Annotated in this window: 20 protein-coding genes; 13 read left to right on the top strand and 7 right to left on the bottom strand. The window is 63.9% G+C overall.

Annotated features, from left to right (window positions below; all coding sequences use genetic code 11):
- Positions 1 to 26 precede the first annotated feature (26 nt).
- Positions 27 to 314 (top strand): GIY-YIG nuclease family protein, encoded by a 288-nt coding sequence (locus tag E8Q40_RS18675; RefSeq protein WP_137045952.1) that lies wholly within the window; start codon positions 27 to 29, stop codon positions 312 to 314.
- Between the two features lie 2 nt (positions 315 to 316).
- Here the strand turns inward: E8Q40_RS18675 and E8Q40_RS18670 are convergent, their stop codons facing one another.
- Positions 317 to 613, bottom strand: a complete 297-nt coding sequence (locus E8Q40_RS18670; RefSeq protein WP_137045951.1) for a hypothetical protein — start codon at positions 611 to 613, stop codon at positions 317 to 319.
- 67 nt (positions 614 to 680) lie between these two features.
- On the opposite strand from E8Q40_RS18670, the gene E8Q40_RS18665 reads away from it, so the two are divergent.
- Complete coding sequence (locus E8Q40_RS18665) at positions 681 to 947, top strand: GIY-YIG nuclease family protein (RefSeq protein WP_370455207.1); 267 nt, start codon at positions 681 to 683, stop codon at positions 945 to 947.
- A gap of 192 nt (positions 948 to 1139) precedes the next feature.
- Positions 1140 to 1358 carry an alkylphosphonate utilization protein gene (locus E8Q40_RS18660; RefSeq protein WP_137045950.1) on the top strand — a complete coding sequence of 73 codons (219 nt, stop codon included), beginning with the start codon at positions 1140 to 1142 and terminating at the stop codon, positions 1356 to 1358.
- Between the two features lie 660 nt (positions 1359 to 2018).
- On the opposite strand, the gene E8Q40_RS18655 is transcribed toward E8Q40_RS18660, so the two are convergent.
- Entirely contained in the window at positions 2019 to 2738 is a 720-nt protein-coding gene (locus E8Q40_RS18655) for a DUF1013 domain-containing protein (RefSeq protein WP_137045949.1), read from the bottom strand.
- Between the two features lie 198 nt (positions 2739 to 2936).
- Here E8Q40_RS18655 and ispH point away from each other — a divergent pair, with 198 nt between their 5' ends.
- The 4 genes from ispH to E8Q40_RS18635 all read left to right on the top strand — a co-directional run bounded on the left by ispH (position 2937) and on the right by E8Q40_RS18635 (position 5669).
- Positions 2937 to 3938: a 4-hydroxy-3-methylbut-2-enyl diphosphate reductase gene (ispH, locus tag E8Q40_RS18650; protein WP_137046820.1), complete on the top strand. Its 1002-nt coding sequence runs from the start codon at positions 2937 to 2939 to the stop codon at positions 3936 to 3938.
- A gap of 6 nt (positions 3939 to 3944) precedes the next feature.
- On the top strand, positions 3945 to 4907 hold the full coding sequence (locus tag E8Q40_RS18645) for a homoserine kinase (RefSeq protein WP_137045948.1): 963 nt from the start codon (positions 3945 to 3947) through the stop codon (positions 4905 to 4907).
- Positions 4907 to 5377 carry a ribonuclease HI gene (gene rnhA, locus E8Q40_RS18640; protein ID WP_137045947.1) on the top strand — a complete coding sequence of 157 codons (471 nt, stop codon included), beginning with the start codon at positions 4907 to 4909 and terminating at the stop codon, positions 5375 to 5377. The genes E8Q40_RS18645 and rnhA overlap by 1 nt, the downstream gene beginning before the upstream one ends.
- Positions 5378 to 5456: 79 nt before the next feature.
- Positions 5457 to 5669 (top strand): hypothetical protein, encoded by a 213-nt coding sequence (locus tag E8Q40_RS18635; protein ID WP_137045946.1) that lies wholly within the window; start codon positions 5457 to 5459, stop codon positions 5667 to 5669.
- Here E8Q40_RS18635 and E8Q40_RS18630 read toward each other — a convergent pair.
- Entirely contained in the window at positions 5666 to 7474 is a 1809-nt protein-coding gene (locus tag E8Q40_RS18630) for an ABC transporter transmembrane domain-containing protein (RefSeq protein ID WP_137045945.1), read from the bottom strand. The genes E8Q40_RS18635 and E8Q40_RS18630 overlap by 4 nt on opposite strands.
- 213 nt (positions 7475 to 7687) lie before the next feature.
- Between E8Q40_RS18630 and rpmE the strand changes: the two genes are divergently transcribed.
- Positions 7688 to 7921, top strand: coding sequence for a 50S ribosomal protein L31 (gene rpmE / locus E8Q40_RS18625; protein WP_115515376.1), 234 nt, complete (start codon positions 7688 to 7690; stop codon positions 7919 to 7921).
- A 220-nt stretch (positions 7922 to 8141) separates the two neighbouring features.
- Here rpmE and E8Q40_RS18620 read toward each other — a convergent pair whose 3' ends face one another.
- Together E8Q40_RS18620 and E8Q40_RS18615 are read right to left on the bottom strand one after the other, a co-directional pair.
- Complete coding sequence (locus E8Q40_RS18620) at positions 8142 to 8666, bottom strand: DUF1465 family protein (protein WP_137045944.1); 525 nt, start codon at positions 8664 to 8666, stop codon at positions 8142 to 8144.
- Between the two features lie 464 nt (positions 8667 to 9130).
- A complete protein-coding gene (locus E8Q40_RS18615) occupies positions 9131 to 9322 on the bottom strand; it encodes a DUF1192 domain-containing protein (RefSeq protein ID WP_137045943.1) in 192 nt (63 codons plus the stop codon).
- Between the two features lie 106 nt (positions 9323 to 9428).
- Between E8Q40_RS18615 and E8Q40_RS18610 the strand changes: the two genes are divergently transcribed.
- Both E8Q40_RS18610 and E8Q40_RS18605 read left to right on the top strand, forming a co-directional pair.
- Entirely contained in the window at positions 9429 to 10424 is a 996-nt protein-coding gene (locus E8Q40_RS18610; RefSeq protein WP_137045942.1) for an NAD(P)H-quinone oxidoreductase, read from the top strand.
- Positions 10425 to 10643: 219 nt separating this feature from the next.
- Entirely contained in the window at positions 10644 to 13520 is a 2877-nt protein-coding gene (locus E8Q40_RS18605; RefSeq protein ID WP_370455269.1) for an EAL domain-containing protein, read from the top strand.
- A 4-nt stretch (positions 13521 to 13524) separates the two neighbouring features.
- Here the strand turns inward: E8Q40_RS18605 and E8Q40_RS18600 are convergent, their stop codons facing one another.
- Positions 13525 to 14082 (bottom strand): YqgE/AlgH family protein, encoded by a 558-nt coding sequence (locus E8Q40_RS18600; protein WP_246663115.1) that lies wholly within the window; start codon positions 14080 to 14082, stop codon positions 13525 to 13527.
- Positions 14083 to 14371: 289 nt separating this feature from the next.
- Between E8Q40_RS18600 and E8Q40_RS18595 the strand changes: the two genes are divergently transcribed.
- From E8Q40_RS18595 to E8Q40_RS18585, 3 genes are all read left to right on the top strand, one after another.
- Positions 14372 to 15214: a protein-disulfide reductase DsbD domain-containing protein gene (locus tag E8Q40_RS18595; protein WP_168197908.1), complete on the top strand. Its 843-nt coding sequence runs from the start codon at positions 14372 to 14374 to the stop codon at positions 15212 to 15214.
- Between the two features lie 84 nt (positions 15215 to 15298).
- Entirely contained in the window at positions 15299 to 15781 is a 483-nt protein-coding gene (locus tag E8Q40_RS18590) for a peroxiredoxin (protein ID WP_137045939.1), read from the top strand.
- Between the two features lie 914 nt (positions 15782 to 16695).
- Positions 16696 to 16938 carry a hypothetical protein gene (locus E8Q40_RS18585; RefSeq protein WP_205995595.1) on the top strand — a complete coding sequence of 81 codons (243 nt, stop codon included), beginning with the start codon at positions 16696 to 16698 and terminating at the stop codon, positions 16936 to 16938.
- 183 nt (positions 16939 to 17121) lie between these two features.
- On the opposite strand, the gene E8Q40_RS18575 is transcribed toward E8Q40_RS18585, so the two are convergent.
- A complete protein-coding gene (locus E8Q40_RS18575; protein ID WP_137045936.1) occupies positions 17122 to 17322 on the bottom strand; it encodes a hypothetical protein in 201 nt (66 codons plus the stop codon).
- Positions 17323 to 17427: the final 105 nt, after the last annotated feature.

The raw sequence follows: 17427 nt of genomic DNA, 5'->3' as shown, positions 1-17427 counted from the left end.
CCATCCACGTCTTGCTTAAATAAGGCATGTCTGGCGGCTGCGTCTATTTCATCACAAACAAGCCCCACGGCATTCTGTACGCCGGGGTGACCAGCGACATCGCCAAGCGCGTCTATGAGCATCGCCAAGGCGTCGTGAAAGGCTTCACCACGCGCTACGGCCTCAAGCGCCTCGTCTATTACGAGCGCTTCGACGATATCCGCGATGCCATCCAGCGCGAGAAGACGATCAAACACTGGCCCCGTGCGTGGAAGGTGCGGCTCATTCACGCGATGAACCCGGCGTGGGACGATCTGTACGATACGTTGATTTGAAGTCAGAAAGACGTGGATGGCCGGGACAAGCCCGGCCATGACGGGCGCGAGAGGCCAGCACGAAGCGTATTACTGAGGGAACGGAGCTTTGCCCGGCCATGACGGAATGGGGCGTGAGGCCAGGCACCAAAATCAAAAGCCCGGCGCGGTGGCCGGGCTTTTGTCATTTCGCTGGCTTCTCGTCTTGCCTGCCGTTGCGCTTCCTTGCGCTCGGCTTTCCAGAAGACCTGCTTCCACTCGCGCAAATGCTTGCGCCATTCCTTGATGGCGGTCAGTTGCCCTTTCCTGACGTGCGTCATGGAGCTAATCCTTTTCCCCGTCATGGCCGGGCTTGTCCCGGCCATCCACGTCTTGCTTAAATAAAGCATGTCAGGTGGCTGGGTCTATTTTATGACAAACAGGCCGAACGGCATTCTCTATGCCGGGGTGACCAGCGACCTTGCCAAGCGTGCCCATGAGCATCGAGAAGGTGTGGTGAGGGGTTTTACGAAGCGTTATGGCCTAAAGATGCTCGTCTACTGCGAGCGCTTCGACGATATCCGTGACGCCATCCAGCGCGAGAAAACGATCAAAGCATTGGCCGCGCGCGTGGAAGGTTCGGCTCATCCACGGGATGAACCCGGAGTGGAATGACCTGTACGACACGTTGATCTAAAGGCCGTAAAGGCGTGGATGGCCGGGACAAGCCCGGCCATGACGGCGAGGTAGTCGGGCCTACGGCCATACCGGTCCCGCCGCCTCCCGCCATTTGACATCCCGCCGTCCCATCGCGCAAAAGCGCGCAGCATTCCGCACCATCACATCTCATTCCAAAGGACTTCACCCATGGACATCGTCGTCAAGGATTCAAACGGCACGCAGCTCAATGAGGGCGATACCGTTACCGTCATCAAGGACTTGAAGCTGAAGGGTTCGTCCACCGTCATCAAGCGCGGCACCGTGATCAAGAACATTCGCTTCAACGGTAACGAGGACGAGATCGAAGGCCGCACCGACAAGGTGAAGGGCCTGGTGCTGCGCACCGAGTTTCTCCGCAAGTCCTGACAAAGTCCGGATGAGTCCGGGTGCGTCGGGGACGGGCCGCCGCTCGCGCGGCCAGCGCCTGGCCGCCTCGACGCGCGTCGCCTTAAAAAGACCATAATCCTATGAATTTATGGCTAGGCTGGTCCATCGAGGGGCGCTTCTAGAGGCGATCCTGAGGCGGGGCCGGCCGCGGCGCCCGCGGGCGTGGTTCGCAGCCACGCACTCGGGAGGCCTCGGGCAGCCGACCGGAGCCACTATGGGCTCCTGCCTTCAATGGCTAGTCGGCATGCCGGTGAAGGCGGGCGAAAGCCCGCTGGAGGTCTGCCCGCGCTCCGGAAAAGGGCGGTCCGATCGCTGGCCGGCATGTCGGAAGCGCGGCCCCGGGGACAGAAAAGCCGCGACGTGGAGCGCCGCGAGGCGCCCGCACGCTGTAAGGCGTGCGGCACGAAAGAAGACGGACGCGCCTTGCGGCGCTCCGCGCCCCTCGCCTGGTCGCGAGGGAAGAAGAGGAACTCCGGCGCCCCCGCGCCGTAAAGAACAGGGGCGATGTCGCGCGTCTGTCAAAGATCGCTGTTTGACAATCGAATCCAGGCCCGAACGCCGGTACGCAAACTGAAAACCAAACGGCCGGAGCTTTCGCCCCGGCCGTTTGTCATTCGGATGACGATGTAACGCGAACGACTACTCTCCGTCCTCGTCGCGCTCGGCCTTGCCGCCGATCTGCTTGAGCTTGGCGAACACGGCGGACACGTCCACGTCGCCGGACTTTTCCTTTTCCTCGGCCGCGGCGGCCGCGACTTCGGCTTCCTTGCGCGTCGTTTCGGCGGCCGGCAGCAAAGTTGCGCCGGATGCGGCGGGCAGCGGCTTTTCCTTGTTGGCGCGCGCGACTTCCATGTCGAGTTCGATCTGCGACGTCAGGCCCAAAGTCACCGGGTCCATCGGCGCGAGGTTGGCGGCGTTCCAGTGCGTGCGGTCGCGGATCGCGGCGATGGTCGTCTTGGTGGTGCCGACCAGGCGCATGATCTGCGCGTCCTTGAGTTCGGGGTGGTTGCGCACCAGCCACAGGATGGCGTTCGGGCGGTCCTGGCGGCGCGACACCGGCGTATAGCGCGGGCCCTTCTTGCCGCCGCTGGCGGTGCCGGTCAGCGGCACCTTGGGATCGACCAGCTTGAGCGAGGCCGACGGGTCGGCTTCGGCGGCGGCGATCTGCTCGCGGGTGAGCTGGCCGGTGGCGACCGGGTCGAGGCCCTTGATGCCCTGCGCCGAGTCGCCGTCGGCGATGGCTTTGACCTCGAGCGGGTGCAGTTTGCAGAATTCCGCGATCTGGTCGAACGACAGCGCGGTATTGTCCAGGAGCCACACGGCGGTGGCTTTGGGCATCAGGGGGGCTGCGCTGGCCATTAGGCAAATCTCCTCAAGCGCTCCGCCCGCAAATTCTTACGGGCCGGAACAAAAGATCATCGGCGATGATCGGGAAGTGGCCGGAATATAGGGGCATGGCGGGAAAGGCGCAACCGTTCCGGCTTGACAGGAATGGCCGGCCAACCCCATGTCGGGTGGGCGAACCGGCGGTAAATGCCGGTGTTTTTCGAGGTTTCGATGGCGCTTGAGGGCAGAACGGACGGGATCGCGGGCGCCGCCAAGCCGCCCTTGAAGGTCCTGTTGTGTTCCCCGCGCGGCTTCTGCGCAGGCGTCGTCCGGGCCATCGATTCGGTCGAGCAGGCGCTGAAAATCTACGGGCCGCCGGTCTATGTCCGGCACGAGATCGTCCACAACCGCTATGTGGTCGAGAGCCTGCGCGCCAAGGGTGCCATTTTCGTCGAGGAACTCGCCGAAGTGCCGGAAGGCACCAGGGCGCCGGTGATCTTCTCCGCCCACGGCGTGCCGAAATCGGTGCCGGACGAGGCGGCGGGGCGCAACCTGTTCGCGCTCGACGCCACCTGCCCCCTGGTCACCAAGGTGCACCGCGAGGCCGAGATCCACTTCCGCCGCGGCCGCGAGATCGTGCTGATCGGCCATGCCGGCCACCCCGAGGTGATCGGCACCATGGGCCAGCTCCCCCCCGGCGCCGTGTCGCTCATCGAAACGCTCGACGACGCCGACCGCTTTACACCGCGCGATGCCGCTGCGCTCGCTTATGTGACGCAGACGACCTTGTCTGTGCAGGACACCGCCGCGATCGTCGAGCGGCTCAAGCAGCGCTTCCCCGCCATTGTCGGCCCGCACAAGGAAGACATCTGCTACGCCACCACTAACCGGCAGGAAGCGGTGCAGCGCGTCGCGCCCATCGTCGATGCCATGATCGTGGTCGGCGCGCCGAACTCATCGAACTCGCAGCGCCTGCGCGAAGTCGCCGAGCGTGCCGGCTGCGCCCATGCCGCTTTGGTGCAGCGCGCCGCCGATATCGACTGGAACGCCTTCGGTAACATCGCGCGGCTTGGCATCACCGCCGGCGCTTCGGCGCCGGAAATCCTGGTCGAGGAAATCATCGACGCCTTCGCCGGGCGCTATGACGTCAGCGTCGAAACCGTTTCCGCGGCCGAGGAGGGCGTGTTCTTCCCGCTGCCGCGTGCGCTGCGCGAAAACCAGGCGGCGGAGTAGGCGCGCATGGCCGTCTACACCGACGTCTCCACCGACGATCTTGCACGCTTTCTCGCCCGCTACGACATCGGCGACCTGCTCTCGTATAAGGGCATCGCCGAAGGCGTTGAGAATTCGAACTTCCTTGTTCACACGAGCAAGGGCTATTTTATCCTCACGCTTTACGAGAAGCGCGTGGCGGAAGAGGATCTGCCGTTTTTCATCGGCCTCATGGAGCATCTAGCCGCGCGCGGGCTCAATTGTCCGCAGCCGGTGAAGACAAAGGATGGTAGCGCGCTCGGCGTGCTGGCCGGACGGCCGGCGGCGATCGTTACTTTCCTTGACGGTCTGTGGATCAGAAAGCCGGGCGTCGGCCATTGCGCGGCGGTTGGCGAGGCGTTGGCAAAGCTGCATCTTGCCGGCAGCGATTTCGCGATGAAGCGCATCAATGCGTTGTCGGTGGATAGCTGGCGGCCCTTACTCAATCGCGCGAGGGCCCGCGGCGACGAGGTGCGGCCGGGGCTGTGTGCTGAGGTCGCGCGGGAACTCGACGTACTGGAGAAATCCTGGCCGCGCGACCTGCCACAAGGCGTCATTCACGCCGACCTGTTTCCGGACAATGTGTTCTTTCTCGGGGACCAACTGTCGGGCCTGATCGACTTCTATTTCGCTTGCACCGATACGCTCGCTTACGACATCGCGATTTGTCTGAACTGCTGGTGCTTCGAGCCGGATCATTCGTTCAACGTCACCAAGGGCCGCGCGCTCTTGAAGGCCTATCAGGCGGTGCGGCCGCTCTCGAAAGCCGAATGTGACGCGTTGCCGATGCTGGCACGCGGCGCCGCGACACGCTTCCTGCTCACACGGCTGGTCGACTGGCTCGCGGTGCCCGAAGGCGCGCTGGTCAAGCCGAAAGACCCGCTCGAATATTTCCGCAAGCTGCGCTTCCACCAGTCGGTGACGAGTGCGGGTGATTACGGTCTCAACTAATGTCGGATCAGCGCGTCACCATCTATACCGACGGCGCCTGCTCGGGAAATCCCGGGCCGGGTGGCTGGGGTGCGATCCTCACTCTGGGTGAGACGCGCAAGGAAATCTTCGGCGGCGAGGCGCACACTACCAACAACCGCATGGAGTTGATGGCGGCGATCTCGGCGCTGGAGGCGTTGAAGCGGCCCTGCACGGTCGACCTGCACACCGACAGCCAGTATCTACGCAACGGCATCATGTCGTGGATTCACGGTTGGAAGCGCAACGGCTGGAAGACCGCCGACAAGAAGCCGGTGAAAAATGTCGATCTGTGGCAGCGCCTCGACGACGCGCTCAAGCCGCACAATGTGCATTGGCACTGGGTCAAGGGCCATGCCGGCCATCCGATGAACGAGCGCGCCGACGAACTGGCGCGCGAGGGCATCGTCGCCGCCCGCGCCGGCGCGAAGGGTGCGATGAGCAAGGCGTAAGGCACGGCGCTCGGCCCTTTTCTCTCACCACTTTTGTGCTGTCATTTTCTCATCTGATTCGTTTTTGATGAGAGTTCCCATGCCCTGGTTCCGCAATCACTATGTCTGCGTCGTCTGCGAAGGCCACTGGCTCGCCGAGGCGGCCGAGGCTTTGGATGCGGATTGCCCGCACTGCCGGGCCTATGATGTCGTGCCGTATCGCAGCGATGACCTGACGCGCATCAAGGTCAGCGCGCCGGCGGCCAAAGTGCGGGTCAAGGTGAAGTCGAAGGTCAAGTCCAAAGCGGCCTAGGCCGTCTCGAACTGCAGCTTCGCCAGACGCGCGTAAAGGCCGCCGCTCGCTGAGAGCTGCGCGTGGGTGCCTTCCTCGACGATGCGCCCTTTGTCGATCACCAGAATGCGGTCGCAGGACAGCACGGTCGCGAGGCGATGTGCGATGACGATGGAGGTACGCTGCTGCATCAGTTGCGTCAGCGCCTGCTGCACCAAAGTCTCGCTTTCAGCATCGAGCGATGAGGTGGCCTCATCGAGTAGCAACAGCGGCGCATCGCGCAGAATGGCGCGGGCGATGGCGATGCGCTGACGCTGACCACCGGACAAAGTGATGCCACGCTCGCCGAGGATGGTGTCGTAGCCTTGCGGCAGGCGATCGATGAATTCGGTGGCGTGCGCCGCTTCCGCCGCGCGTTTCACCGCGTCGTCGCTGGCGTCCGGATGGCCGAAGCGGATGTTGTCGGCAACGCTTGAGGCAAACACCACCGTATCCTGCGGCACCAGCGCGATACGCTGGCGCAGTTCCGCCGGATCGGCCGTGGGCAGGTCGATGCCGTCGAAGCGCACATGTCCGCTCGCCGGATCGTAGAAACGCAGGATGAGATGGAAGATTGTGCTCTTGCCGGCGCCGGATGGGCCGACCAGCGCCAGGCGTTCGCCCGGCTTCACCGCGAATGACAATCCGTCGAGCACGAAAGCATTGGGCCGTGTCGGATAGGCGAAGCGCACATCGTCGAAGGAAACCGCACCGCGCGCCGGTACGGGCATGGTGACGGGATTGGCCGGCGCCTTGATTTCGGGCTCGACGTCGAGGATTTCGAACAGCCGTTCGGCCGCGCCGGAGGCTTGCGAAATTTCGCCCCACACTTGAGACAATTCGCCAAGCCCGCCGGCGGCGAACACGGCGTACAGCACGAACTGGCCGAGCCGGCCCGGCGTGATGTCGCCGGCCAGAACGTCCTGCGCGCCGACCCAAAGCACCAGCACGACGCTGGAGAAGACCAGGAAGATGGCGATGGCGGTCAGCACCGAGCGCGCGCGCGTCGCGCCGCGCGCGGCGACGTAGGCATCTTCGACCGCGCCCGAGAAGCGCCGCTTGGCCATCGTCTCGTTGGTGAAGGCCTGCAGCGTGCGCACGGCGCCGATCAGTTCGCCGGCATAGCTCGAGGCTTCGGCCAGCGTGTCCTGCGCGGCGCGGCTCTTCTTGCGTACCGCGCGGCCATAGCCGACCAGCGGCAGAACAATGATCGGAATGACGCCGAGCACGAACAGCGACAGCCGCGGCGAGGTCACGACCATCATGGTCGCGCCGCCGAAGAACAGCACGAGGTTGCGTAGCGCGATCGATACCGAAGCGCCGACCGCGGATTTGATCTGCGTGGTGTCGGCAGTGAGCCGCGAAATCATCTCGCCGGTCTTGGCGGTGTCAAAGAAGCCGGGCGAAAGGCGGGTGAGATGGCCGAACACGTCGGCGCGCAGGTCGGTGACGATGCGCTCGCCGAGCGTGGTGACGAGGTAGTAGCGCAACGCGCTCGAGGTCGCGAGCACGGCGACCACGGCGATCAGGACGCTGAAGTAGGAGTTAATGAGTTCGGCCGCCTGCGCGGAGAAGCCGAAGTCGATCATGCGGCGGACCGCGACCGGCACGACAAGTGTGGTCAGGGCGGCGATGATCAGCGCGATCAGGGCGGCGAGGGCGCGGCCGCGATAGCGAAGGACGTAAGGCGCCAGCCGTTTGAGCGGTTTGACATTGACCCGGCGGCTGGCCGCGGGCGCGCCCGGCTGCGGCGTTCCCAGACCCCGGCCCTCACTGGCAAAACTCATGCGACGCGCCGCCTTTTTATTGAGAAAACGCCTCGCTGGGCGTCAAAAGAGGGTCCCATTAGGCCGGACCATGCCCCGGAGCCTTGTCTTGGGTCAATTCCGGCCGCTTGCCGCAGCCGGCTTCGTCATGTATAGACCCGGCCAAATCCAAGCAATTCGACGAATTTTCGGGTCGCCCGACCGGCCCGACCCTAGCTCGATGGAACCATAGCGATGAAGGCCGAAATTCACCCCGACTACCACACCATCAAGATCGTGATGACGGATGGCAGCGAGTTCACCACCCGCTCCACCTGGGGCAAGGAAGGGGACACGATGAACCTCGATATCGATCCCAAGTCGCACCCCGCCTGGACCGGTGGCCAGCAGCAGATCATGGATCGCGGCGGCCGCGTCTCGCGTTTCCAGAAGAAGTTCTCGGGCTTCCTCAAGGAAGACAAGAAGTAAGCGATTTCCGCTTTGCGGAATTGAAAAACCCCGGGGCCAGGCCCCGGGTTTTTTTTGGCGTGCTCGTCATGGCCGGGCAAAGGCGTTCGAAGAACGCCGTTCTTCGAACGGCTATGTCCCGGCCATCCACGTCTTGCTTACCGCCTAAGACGTGGATGCCCGGCACAAGGCCGGGCGTGACGGAGTCTGACTTTTGCGATCCTACTGCGCGCGCTGTGTCTTACGCGCTCTCGCGGCCGAAAGCGGCCTTGAGCAGCCCAAGCTGATGCTCGACCGGATTGATTGACGGTGCTTGCTCGGCCGGCACGGTGTGAATGGTCTGGTCGAGGCGGCGCACCTGCATGCGCAGCTTCTGCGCGCGGTCGATAAGATCGCGCAGCTGCTGCGGCAGGATCTCGACATTGTTCGGATCGTGATTGTCGAGCGCCGACAGCTTGACCTTGGTCTTTTCCTGATTGGCTTGGGCGAGTGACATCTCGCCTTCCTTCACCGCGCGATGCAGCAGCAGCCACGACGCGATCTGCATCAGGCGTGTGGTGAGCCGCATGCTCTCGGTGGCGTAAGCCAGCGCCGCCGCGCGGCCAAGCTGTTTGGATTCGGCGCGGCCCGGACCATCGAGATAGGTCGCGGTTTCCTCGACCAGCGCCATACCGTTGCGGAACAGTTCGGAGAAGGCTTGGGAGTTTGCCAGCCGCTCGCCAAAGGGCACTGGCTCATGCGGGTTAACCATGCTGTGCTCGGACATACGCTACGCCTCACCAAAACTCTGAACGCGCCGCTTGTATTTCTTGTTGCGTGCGCTTTGCCGTTGCCGGATCCGTGTCGAAAGGTCAGCCCGGCACGGCATCGTTCACGATTGAGTAAGGATGCGCGCGGCCGGCCGTTCTGTCCATATCCTCGGCTGGCAAAGCTTGCGACATAGTTGCTGCGGCTTCGGAAACCACAGCCCACATCGGACCTTTGCCTCAAAACGGCACAGCGGGCGCGAACAAATATAAAACAACTTCAAAAAAAGGAGCCGCCGTTGCCGGCGGCTCAAGTTAGATAACAGGGAGGCGTCAAACAGAGTGGACAGGAGCCACTCAAAGTCCATGAAGATGGACGGATACTAGTAATAGGCAGGAAAGCTTAATGCCGCGTTAAGTTGTGAATTGCACAGCGAGTTAATAATTCTATCCCGCGCAAAATTACCTCTCGCCGTTAACCATGTTAACGCTTGAAGAACTGATCGGCGGCGGCGCGCTTGGCGTGCTTCTGCGTTTTGTCGGTCTCGAGCCGTTTTATTTCTTCCTGAAGCAGGCCGATCCGCGCCGTGATCTCGTCGACCGAGAGCAGGCTGAGATCCTGTCCGATCTCGTGGGCGATCTTCTTTTTCGGCCGGTCGTCGTCAAAAACTGCCATGATTGTCGTCCTCTGCGAGCGGTGAAAATACCTTCCGTGGTGCGGGTTGTCACATCGCGGGGCGCTGCCTAAACAAGGGCCGACCCCGTCACGAAAGGCCTACGCCATGTCCGCGCTGCCCGCCCGCATCACCGTCATCGGTATCAAGGAACCTGGGGGCCCGGAGGTGCTGGTTCCGGAACAGCGCGACATGCCGGAATTGGCCGCCGACGAGGTGCTGATCAGGGTCGCGGCCGCCGGCGTCAACCGCCCGGACGTCATGCAGCGCAAAGGTCTGTACCCACCACCGCCAGGGGCGCCTGATATCCCGGGCCTCGAGGTCGCCGGCGAACTCGCCGCGGTCGGTTCGGCAGTCAAGCGCTGGAAGGAGGGCGACCGCGTCATGGCGCTGGTGGTCGGCGGTGGCTACGCCGAATACTGCAAGGCGCATGTCACGCACATCCTGGCCGTGAGCGGATTGCCGATGGTGGAAGCCGCCGCCGTGCCGGAGACCTTCTTCACCGTCTGGTACAATGTGTTCGAGCGCGGCGCGCTGAAGCAGGGCGAGACGTTGCTGGTGCATGGCGGCTCGTCCGGCATCGGCACCACCGCGATCCAACTCGCCAAGCATTTTGGCGCCAAGGTGATCGTCACCGCCGGCTCCGACGACAAGTGCGACGCCTGCCTCAAGCTGGGTGCTGATGTTGCCATCAACTACAAGACCCAGGACTTTGTCGCCGAAGTGAAGAAGGCGACCGATAAGAAGGGCGCGGAGGTCATCCTCGACATGGTCGGCGGCGACTACATCGAACGCAATTACGAGGCGGCCGCCGTCGAGGGCCGCATCGTGCAGATCGCGTTCCAGGGCTCGCCGAAGGCAACCGTCGATTTCCGCCGTATCATGCTCAAGCGCCTGCATCACACCGGCTCGACGCTGCGCTCGCGCTCGGTCGCCGACAAGGGCGCCATCCGCGATGCCATCGAGAGCCACGTCCTGCCGCTGATCGCTGCGGGCAAGGTCAAACCGGTCGTCTACAAGACTTTCCCGCTCAAAGAGGCGTCCGCGGCACACGCCTTGATGGAATCCAGCGCCCATATCGGCAAGATCGTGCTGACGGTGTGAGGCCGGGTTCAGAAAGCCCAAGAAAAAGACGGGAATGGTCGCCTAACTCACGAAAATACCGTATGTTTTCGCGTTAAGCCTATTCGCTGCCACATTCTGGGGGCATCGGTAAATGCTTGCCGGAGGGGCTGCTGGCCCGCTACTCATCTATGGGGGCGTCCAGCGGGATTTCGTCTGGCCGACAAACGGGTTCGGGTATTGAAAGCTGCTGTGCACGGACTGTTGAGTGCGCTTGTCCTCGCCGCAGCATTGGTGGCGAGCGTTGCTGCGCATGCCGTCGAAGCCGTCAATGTCCGCCTCGACACGCCGGCGATCGACCTGACCGCTGCGACCCAGCGCCAACGCACCGAGAACGACCGCATCCAGGTTTCCACCGCGCCTGGCGCCGATGGCATCGTCCGCCGCATCGAGGTCCGTGCGCGCGAGGCCAGCAACAACTGGGCGGTGTTCGCGCTCACCAATAATTCGGACGAGCAGATCGACCGGCTTATCGTCGTGCCGCACTACCGCATGGTCGGCTCCGGCCTGATCTGGCCCGATCTCGGCCTGTCGCGGATCGTGGGCATCACGCCATCTTCCGGCGACCGGCCGGTCCGGCAGGAGAGCAACGCCGCCGACATCTTCCGCGTCACGCTCGATCCCGGCACCGTCATCACATTCGTTGCCGAGCTGCGCACCAATAACCTGCCGCAGATCTATCTGTGGGAGCCGGACGCCTATAAGGACAAGGTCAACTCCTTCACGCTCTATCAGGGCATCGTCATCGGCATTGCCGGTCTGCTGGCGCTGTTCCTCACCATCCTGTTCGTGGTGAAGGGCTCGGTGATGTTCCCGGCCGCCGCCGCGCTCGGCTGGGCGGTGCTGATCTATATCGGCATCGATTTCGGTTTCTGGGGCAAGGTGTTCGACATGTCGGCCGGCGCCGAGCGCGTCTGGCGTGCTTCCGGCGAGGCGATCCTGTCGGCGACCTTGCTGGTGTTCCTGTTCGCTTACCTCAATCTCTCGCGCTGGCACGTGCGCTATGCGCACATCACCATCGCCTGGCTGGCGGCACTGGCCGCGCTGGTCGCGGTCGCGGTGTTCGATCCGGCGGTCGCCTCCGGCATCGCGCGCATTTCGCTGGCGCTCATTGCCGTCTTCGGCTTGGCGCTTGTGATCTATCTGTCGACCCACGGCTTCGACCGCGCCGTGCTGCTGATCCCGACCTGGATATTGCTGGTGGTGTGGACCTTTGCCGCGGGCCTCGCCGTAACCGCCATGGTGCAGAACGACATTGTAGGCCCAGCGCTGCTCGGTGGCCTTGTGCTCATTGTCATGCTCATCGGGTTCACGGTGATGCAGCACGCTTTCGCCGGCGGCATCACCCACGGCATCGTCTCTGATGTCGAACGCCGCGCGCTGGCGTTGACCGGCGCCGGCGACATGATCTGGGACTGGGACGTCTCGGGCGACAAGGTGTTCACCAGCCCGGAGACCGAACACACGCTCGGCCTTAAGCGCGGCGCGCTCGAAGGTCCGGCGGCGAGCTGGCTCGAGTTCCTGCATTCGCTCGACCGCGACCGTTTCCGTGCCTCGCTCGACAGCGTGCTCGAGCAGCGCCGCGGCCGCCTGACGCAGGATTTCCGGCTGCGCGCAGCCGACGGGCACTATGTGTGGTTTACGCTGAAGGCGCGGCCGGTGGTCGGCTCCGATGGCGAAGTGGTGCGCGTGGTCGGCACGCTCACAGATGTCACCGATTTCAAGAATGCCGAAGAGCGCCTGCTGTTCGATGCCGTTCATGACAATCTCACCGGTCTGCCGAACCGCGAACTGTTCATCGACCGCATGGAAGCAGCCTTCGCCTTTGCGCGCTCGGACAGCAATATCCGCCCCTCGGTCATGGTGGTCGACCTCGACCGTTTCAAACAGGTCAATGACTCGGTCGGCATCGCAGTCGGCGATTCCATTTTGCTGACGATTGCGCGCCGGCTCGGTCGCGCGCTCAAGCCGCAGGATACTTTGGCCCGTCTGTCGGGCGATCAGTTCGCCATCATTCTGCTGTCGGAGAAGGAGCCGGCCCGCATCGTCTCCTTCGCCGAAACACTGCGCCGCGCGCTGCGCGCGCCGATCGCATTCAATGATCGTGAAATCTTCCTCACGGCGTCGATCGGCCTGGCGCTGGCCGAAGGCGTGCCGCATCGTACCGAGGAAGTGCTGAAGGATGCCGAACTGGCGATGTACTACGCCAAGCGCATCGGCGGCGACCGCATCGAAATCTTCAAGCCGGCGATGCGCGCGCGCAAGACCGATCGGCTGACAATGGAATCTGAACTGCGCCGTGCCATCGAGCGGCAGGAAATCAAGGTGCTGTTCCAGCCGATCGTGCGGCTGGAAGATCGCGCCATCGCCGGTTTTGAAGCGCTGGCGCGCTGGGATCACCCGAAGATGGGCCGCCTGTCGCCGAGCGAATTCATTTCCATCGCCGAGGAAATCGGCCTGATCGTCGACCTCGGCCTGTTCGTACTCGATCACACCGCCAAGCAGCTCTCGCGCTGGCAGTCTGAGCTACCCCGCGGCCACGAGCCAGTGTTCGCGTCCGTCAACGTGTCGTCGCGGCAATTGCTGCGCCACGACCTCATTCAGGATCTGCGCGGCGTCTTGTCGCGAACGCCGCTGACGCGTGGCACGCTGAAACTCGAGATCACCGAGAGCCTGGTGATGGAGAATCCCGAACACGCCGCGCAGATGCTCACCCGCATCAAGGAACTCGGAGCCGGCCTGTCGCTCGACGATTTCGGCACCGGCCATTCGTCGCTGGCTTATCTGCAGCGCTTTCCGTTCGATACCATCAAGATCGATCAGTCCTTCGTCCGCACCACGTCACGCGGCACGCGCCCGGTGATCCTGCGCTCCATCATCGCGCTGGCGCACGATCTCGGCATGGAGGTCGTGGCGGAAGGCGCCGAGACCGACAGCGATGCGGTCGAACTCTACCAGATGGGCTGCGAATACGCACAGGGCTTCGCCTTCGGCGAGCCGATGACCTCGGACGAGGCGCTGGCGCTGTTGATCGAGAAGCCGGCGCGGCCGCGCACGCTCAAGATCGCTTCGGAATAACAGATCAGGCGTGGCCGGCTTCGTTCGACAGGAAGCTGAGGTCGATACCGATCTTGCGCAGCGCCTTGGTGTATTTGGCGGCCGTGTCCTTGCCGAAGATGAGTTCGCTGTCGGCGGCGCAATGCAGCCAGCCGTTCTGCTGGATCTCCTGCTCGAGCTGGCCCGGCGCCCAGCCGGCATAGCCAAGCGCGAGGATCGCGCTGGCCGGCCCCTGGCCGTGCGCGATCGCCTTGAGGATGTCGAGCGTCGCGGTGAGGCAGACGCCGTCGTCGATCGGCAGCGTTGAATTCTCGATAAAGAAATCGGCCGAGTGCAGCACGAAGCCGCGGCCGGTTTCGACCGGTCCGCCCTTGAGCACCTTCACGTCGCCGGCTTCGACCGGGAGCTGGATGCGCTCGTTGGCCGGAATGACCTCAAGCTGCACCAGAAGATCAGGAAACTTGATGCTGGTGGCCGGCTGGTTGACGATGATGCCCATCGCCCCTTCGCTGGAATGCGCGCAGACATAAATGACGGCGCGCGAGAAGCGCTCGTCCGTCATGGTCGGCATGGCGATCAGCATCTGGCCATCAAGATAGCCACGCCCGACAGGCGCGGCCGACGCCGTGGAGCGGCGCGAGGCCTTCGCTTTCGGTGCGGTCTTGGTGGGGCGGGGCGCTGGCATCGTCAAAGGTTATCCGATCGGCGAGGCTTTGCAAACGAACGCGCCGCTCGCCGTGCGACCGCGTGACATTCAAATCTGTGCGTTAATTGTGGCAAAATGGCCGCCGCGCCGCTGCCTGGAAAATGCTCACGACTGCTCACAATGAATTCAATGGTGCGGATTGGATGCCACGATTAGACGTATTCGGATGAACATCCGTTACCTCCTTACGATGGGCGCTGCCGCGACCGCGCTCGCGGTCCTGCCGCATCTGGCGCGGGCCGCCGATGCCTCCGCCTGGAGCCAGGACATTAAATCCGCGGTGCGGCTGATCGCCGGCGCCAATGACCAGGCTGCGAACAAAGGCGCCGCGCTGCGCGCCGGCATCGAGATCAAGCTGCAGCCAGGCTGGCATACCTACTGGCGCTATCCCGGCGACTCCGGCGTGCCGCCGCGCTTCTCCTTCGCCGGCTCCGAGAACATCAAGGCGGCGACGGTACGCTTTCCCGCGCCGGTGCTGTTCGCCGATGGCGGCGGCCAGTCGATTGGCTACAGCGACAGCGTGATCTTTCCCGTCACCATCGTGCCGAAGGATCCGGCCAAGCCGGTGATCGCGCGGCTCAAGATCGAATATGCGGTGTGCGAGAAATTGTGCGTGCCCGCCGAGGGCAAGGCCGAGCTGCCGATGAGCGCCGCGCCGAGCACGCAGGATGCCGCGCTCAAGGGCGCCGAAGCGCGCCTGCCGAAGAAGGTCGAGGCCGCGACGCTCGGGCTGTCGCTGCGCCGGGTCAACGATGCCGCCAAGCCGCTGGTCGCGGTCGATCTCAAGGCGGGCGGCGATGCTCCGATGCAGATCTTCGCCGAAGGGCCGTCGCCGGAATGGGCCTTGCCCATCCCCAAGCCGGCGCAGGGCGCGCCGGCCGGGCGCCGCCATTTCGGCTTCGAACTCGACGGCCTGCCGCCGGGCGCCGACCCGAAGAAGCCCTACGATCTCACCTTCACGGTGGTCGAGGGCGACCGCGCCTATGAAGTGACGGCGCGGCTCGACTGACGGGCCTCGACTCATTCCAAAGGGCAGCCTAGTTTCCCGCCCGGTATCGCAATCCGCCAAAGAGCCAAGGACGAGAGGAAAACCATGACGATCAAGGTCGGTGACAAGCTGCCCGCTGCGACGTTTCGCGTGATGACGAGCGAAGGCCCCAAGCCGAAGACCACCGACGAGGTGTTCAAGGGCAAGAAGGTGGCGCTGTTCGCCGTGCCCGGCGCGTTCACGCCGACCTGCTCGAACCTGCACATGCCGAGCTTCCTCAACAACCTCCCCAACTTCAAGGCCAAGGGCGCCGAGGTCGCGGTGGTGTCGGTCAACGATCCCTTCGTGATGAAGGCCTGGGCCGAGAAGTCCGGCGGCGACGGCAAGATCGAGTTTCTCGCCGATGGCAGCGCCGAATTCACCAAGGCGATCGGCATGGAGTTCGACGGCGCCATGCCGGTGCTCGGCCTGCGCTCCAAGCGTTATTCGATGCTGGTCGAGGACGGCACCGTGAAGGCGCTCAATGTCGAGGACGCGCCCGGCAAGTGCGAGCTGACCAGCGGCGACGCGCTGCTGAAGCAGATGTGAGGCGAGGGGACTTTCTCGTTTCACTGTCGCTCGCTCTCCTGTGATGGTTTGCGCGCTTCTTCCCTCTCCCCTTGCGGGAGAGGGTGCCTGAGCGAAGCGAAGGCGGGTGAGGGGTCAGAGCGTCCGTTTAGCACCGACCCCTCACCCGGCTCGCCCTTCGGGCTCGCCACCCTCTCCCTCAAGGGGAGAGGGGAAGGAAGAAAGCAGGCGCGCGTCATCGCCCGCATTGTTTGGTCGGCCCCGGGCAGGCCGCATTCCCATGTCGCATTTCCAGCGTCCTCTGAAGTGCGAGGGCGCGCGGAACGCCGGGGCTCGAACAGCCCCGCAGCTCTGTGCACGGTGTTTTAGAAAGTGCACAGACGTCGTCACCACGGAATTGCCGAGCCTTTGGCGTTCCGCGCGCGGTGTTTATAGGTTTGCTCCGCATGGCCCCCGGTGGACTCACGACCTTTCAGGCGGGCCCTTCTTACGTCGGGGCAGCCTATCCACCGCTGTGGGATTTCTTCAGGACGTAAGGCAACCTCCCGTCACCCCACGCCCAGTTACACTCCCCGTTGCGCGCGGTTTAGCGCGCCAGGACCGATGCGGCTTGGACCGCCGGGAGGGGAAACTGCGCCGCATCTCCGACGCCCCAACCCGGCCACCGCTCCCCGCCCCAGCATCTGGAGACGCTGATCAGACACCCCTCGCTAACCGGGGCGGGATGGATGGGAATATAGGGCTAGTTCCGAGGTGAAGTCAATAGTCCTATGATAATATTCTTTGGCGCGGCGGCGGGGTGGCTGTTCCCGGACCGATGTGCCAGCCTGACCGCGGCCCGGAATAATCGGGCGACGCCGGTGTTGACCGGAAGGCACCGCGTAATGACGCCGATGCCGCGACCACGACAACAAACGTCAACAAGGAGGATGCACATGTTACGGGTGATCGTTACCGTTCTCGCGCTGTCGTTCAGCGCCGGCTCGGCCTTCGCGTTTCATTGCCCCGCCGACATGGCCAAGATCGACGCCGCCATGAAGACCGCCAAGCTCTCGGCCGCCGATAAGACCAAGGTCGAAGGCTATCGCAAGGACGGCGAGGCGCTGCACAAGGCCGGCAAGCACCAGGAGTCGGTCGATACGTTGGCCAAGGCGATGGCCATCCTCAACATCAAGTAAGCGGCGCGACGGACGCCCTTGAAAACCGGTCTCGGGTTAGTCCCGGGATCGGTGTTTGGGTCGTGTTGTTCGACGATGGCTTGAGGGCTGTCATGGCCGGGCATAGGCCGTCGAAGACAGGCGTGAACGCCCTTATGTCCCGGCCATCCACGTCTTTACGGCATGGTCTGGCCCGCCGCCGGCCTAGAACGCATCCCTGAACAGCAGCCACAGCGGCAGCCACACGGCGATGCCGATCGCCGCGCCGAGCAGGGCGCCGGCGACGCGCCGCGCGCGCCAGGCCAGCGCGCCGATGACGCCGCCGGCCACGAGCCCCGGCGCGGCGATCATCAGCGCGATGAGCGCGAGGTCGAGGGGAGAGAAGATGCCGCCGATGTCGGACATGGGGGACCCGTCACGTCCGGCCTGGTGCCGAGCATCTGCGACTTTGCCAAATAGCGGCGGGCCTAACCAGTAGCGAGAAACGCCTCGGCTTGCTTAAGACTTGGG

The organism is Pseudolabrys sp. FHR47, assembly GCF_005153485.1.
GTDB lineage: Bacteria > Pseudomonadota > Alphaproteobacteria > Rhizobiales > Xanthobacteraceae > Pseudolabrys.
The sequence above is the reverse complement of the archived record's forward strand: the minus strand, read 5'-3'. Positions and strand labels throughout refer to the sequence as shown.

Excerpts from the sequence above, each read along its gene's own strand:
- E8Q40_RS18675 (WP_137045952.1), top strand. The coding sequence starts at position 27 with ATGTCTGGCGGCTGCGTCTATTTCATCACAAACAAGCCCCACGGCATT.
- E8Q40_RS18670 (WP_137045951.1), bottom strand. The coding sequence starts at position 613 with ATGACGCACGTCAGGAAAGGGCAACTGACCGCCATCAAGGAATGGCGC.
- E8Q40_RS18665 (WP_370455207.1), top strand. The coding sequence starts at position 681 with ATGTCAGGTGGCTGGGTCTATTTTATGACAAACAGGCCGAACGGCATT.
- E8Q40_RS18660 (WP_137045950.1), top strand. The coding sequence starts at position 1,140 with ATGGACATCGTCGTCAAGGATTCAAACGGCACGCAGCTCAATGAGGGC.
- E8Q40_RS18655 (WP_137045949.1), bottom strand. The coding sequence starts at position 2,738 with ATGGCCAGCGCAGCCCCCCTGATGCCCAAAGCCACCGCCGTGTGGCTC.
- ispH (WP_137046820.1), top strand. The coding sequence starts at position 2,937 with ATGGCGCTTGAGGGCAGAACGGACGGGATCGCGGGCGCCGCCAAGCCG.
- E8Q40_RS18645 (WP_137045948.1), top strand. The coding sequence starts at position 3,945 with ATGGCCGTCTACACCGACGTCTCCACCGACGATCTTGCACGCTTTCTC.
- rnhA (WP_137045947.1), top strand. The coding sequence starts at position 4,907 with ATGTCGGATCAGCGCGTCACCATCTATACCGACGGCGCCTGCTCGGGA.
- E8Q40_RS18635 (WP_137045946.1), top strand. The coding sequence starts at position 5,457 with ATGCCCTGGTTCCGCAATCACTATGTCTGCGTCGTCTGCGAAGGCCAC.
- E8Q40_RS18630 (WP_137045945.1), bottom strand. The coding sequence starts at position 7,474 with ATGAGTTTTGCCAGTGAGGGCCGGGGTCTGGGAACGCCGCAGCCGGGC.
- rpmE (WP_115515376.1), top strand. The coding sequence starts at position 7,688 with ATGAAGGCCGAAATTCACCCCGACTACCACACCATCAAGATCGTGATG.
- E8Q40_RS18620 (WP_137045944.1), bottom strand. The coding sequence starts at position 8,666 with ATGTCCGAGCACAGCATGGTTAACCCGCATGAGCCAGTGCCCTTTGGC.
- E8Q40_RS18615 (WP_137045943.1), bottom strand. The coding sequence starts at position 9,322 with ATGGCAGTTTTTGACGACGACCGGCCGAAAAAGAAGATCGCCCACGAG.
- E8Q40_RS18610 (WP_137045942.1), top strand. The coding sequence starts at position 9,429 with ATGTCCGCGCTGCCCGCCCGCATCACCGTCATCGGTATCAAGGAACCT.
- E8Q40_RS18600 (WP_246663115.1), bottom strand. The coding sequence starts at position 14,082 with ATGCTGATCGCCATGCCGACCATGACGGACGAGCGCTTCTCGCGCGCC.
- E8Q40_RS18595 (WP_168197908.1), top strand. The coding sequence starts at position 14,372 with ATGAACATCCGTTACCTCCTTACGATGGGCGCTGCCGCGACCGCGCTC.
- E8Q40_RS18590 (WP_137045939.1), top strand. The coding sequence starts at position 15,299 with ATGACGATCAAGGTCGGTGACAAGCTGCCCGCTGCGACGTTTCGCGTG.
- E8Q40_RS18585 (WP_205995595.1), top strand. The coding sequence starts at position 16,696 with ATGTTACGGGTGATCGTTACCGTTCTCGCGCTGTCGTTCAGCGCCGGC.
- E8Q40_RS18575 (WP_137045936.1), bottom strand. The coding sequence starts at position 17,322 with ATGTCCGACATCGGCGGCATCTTCTCTCCCCTCGACCTCGCGCTCATC.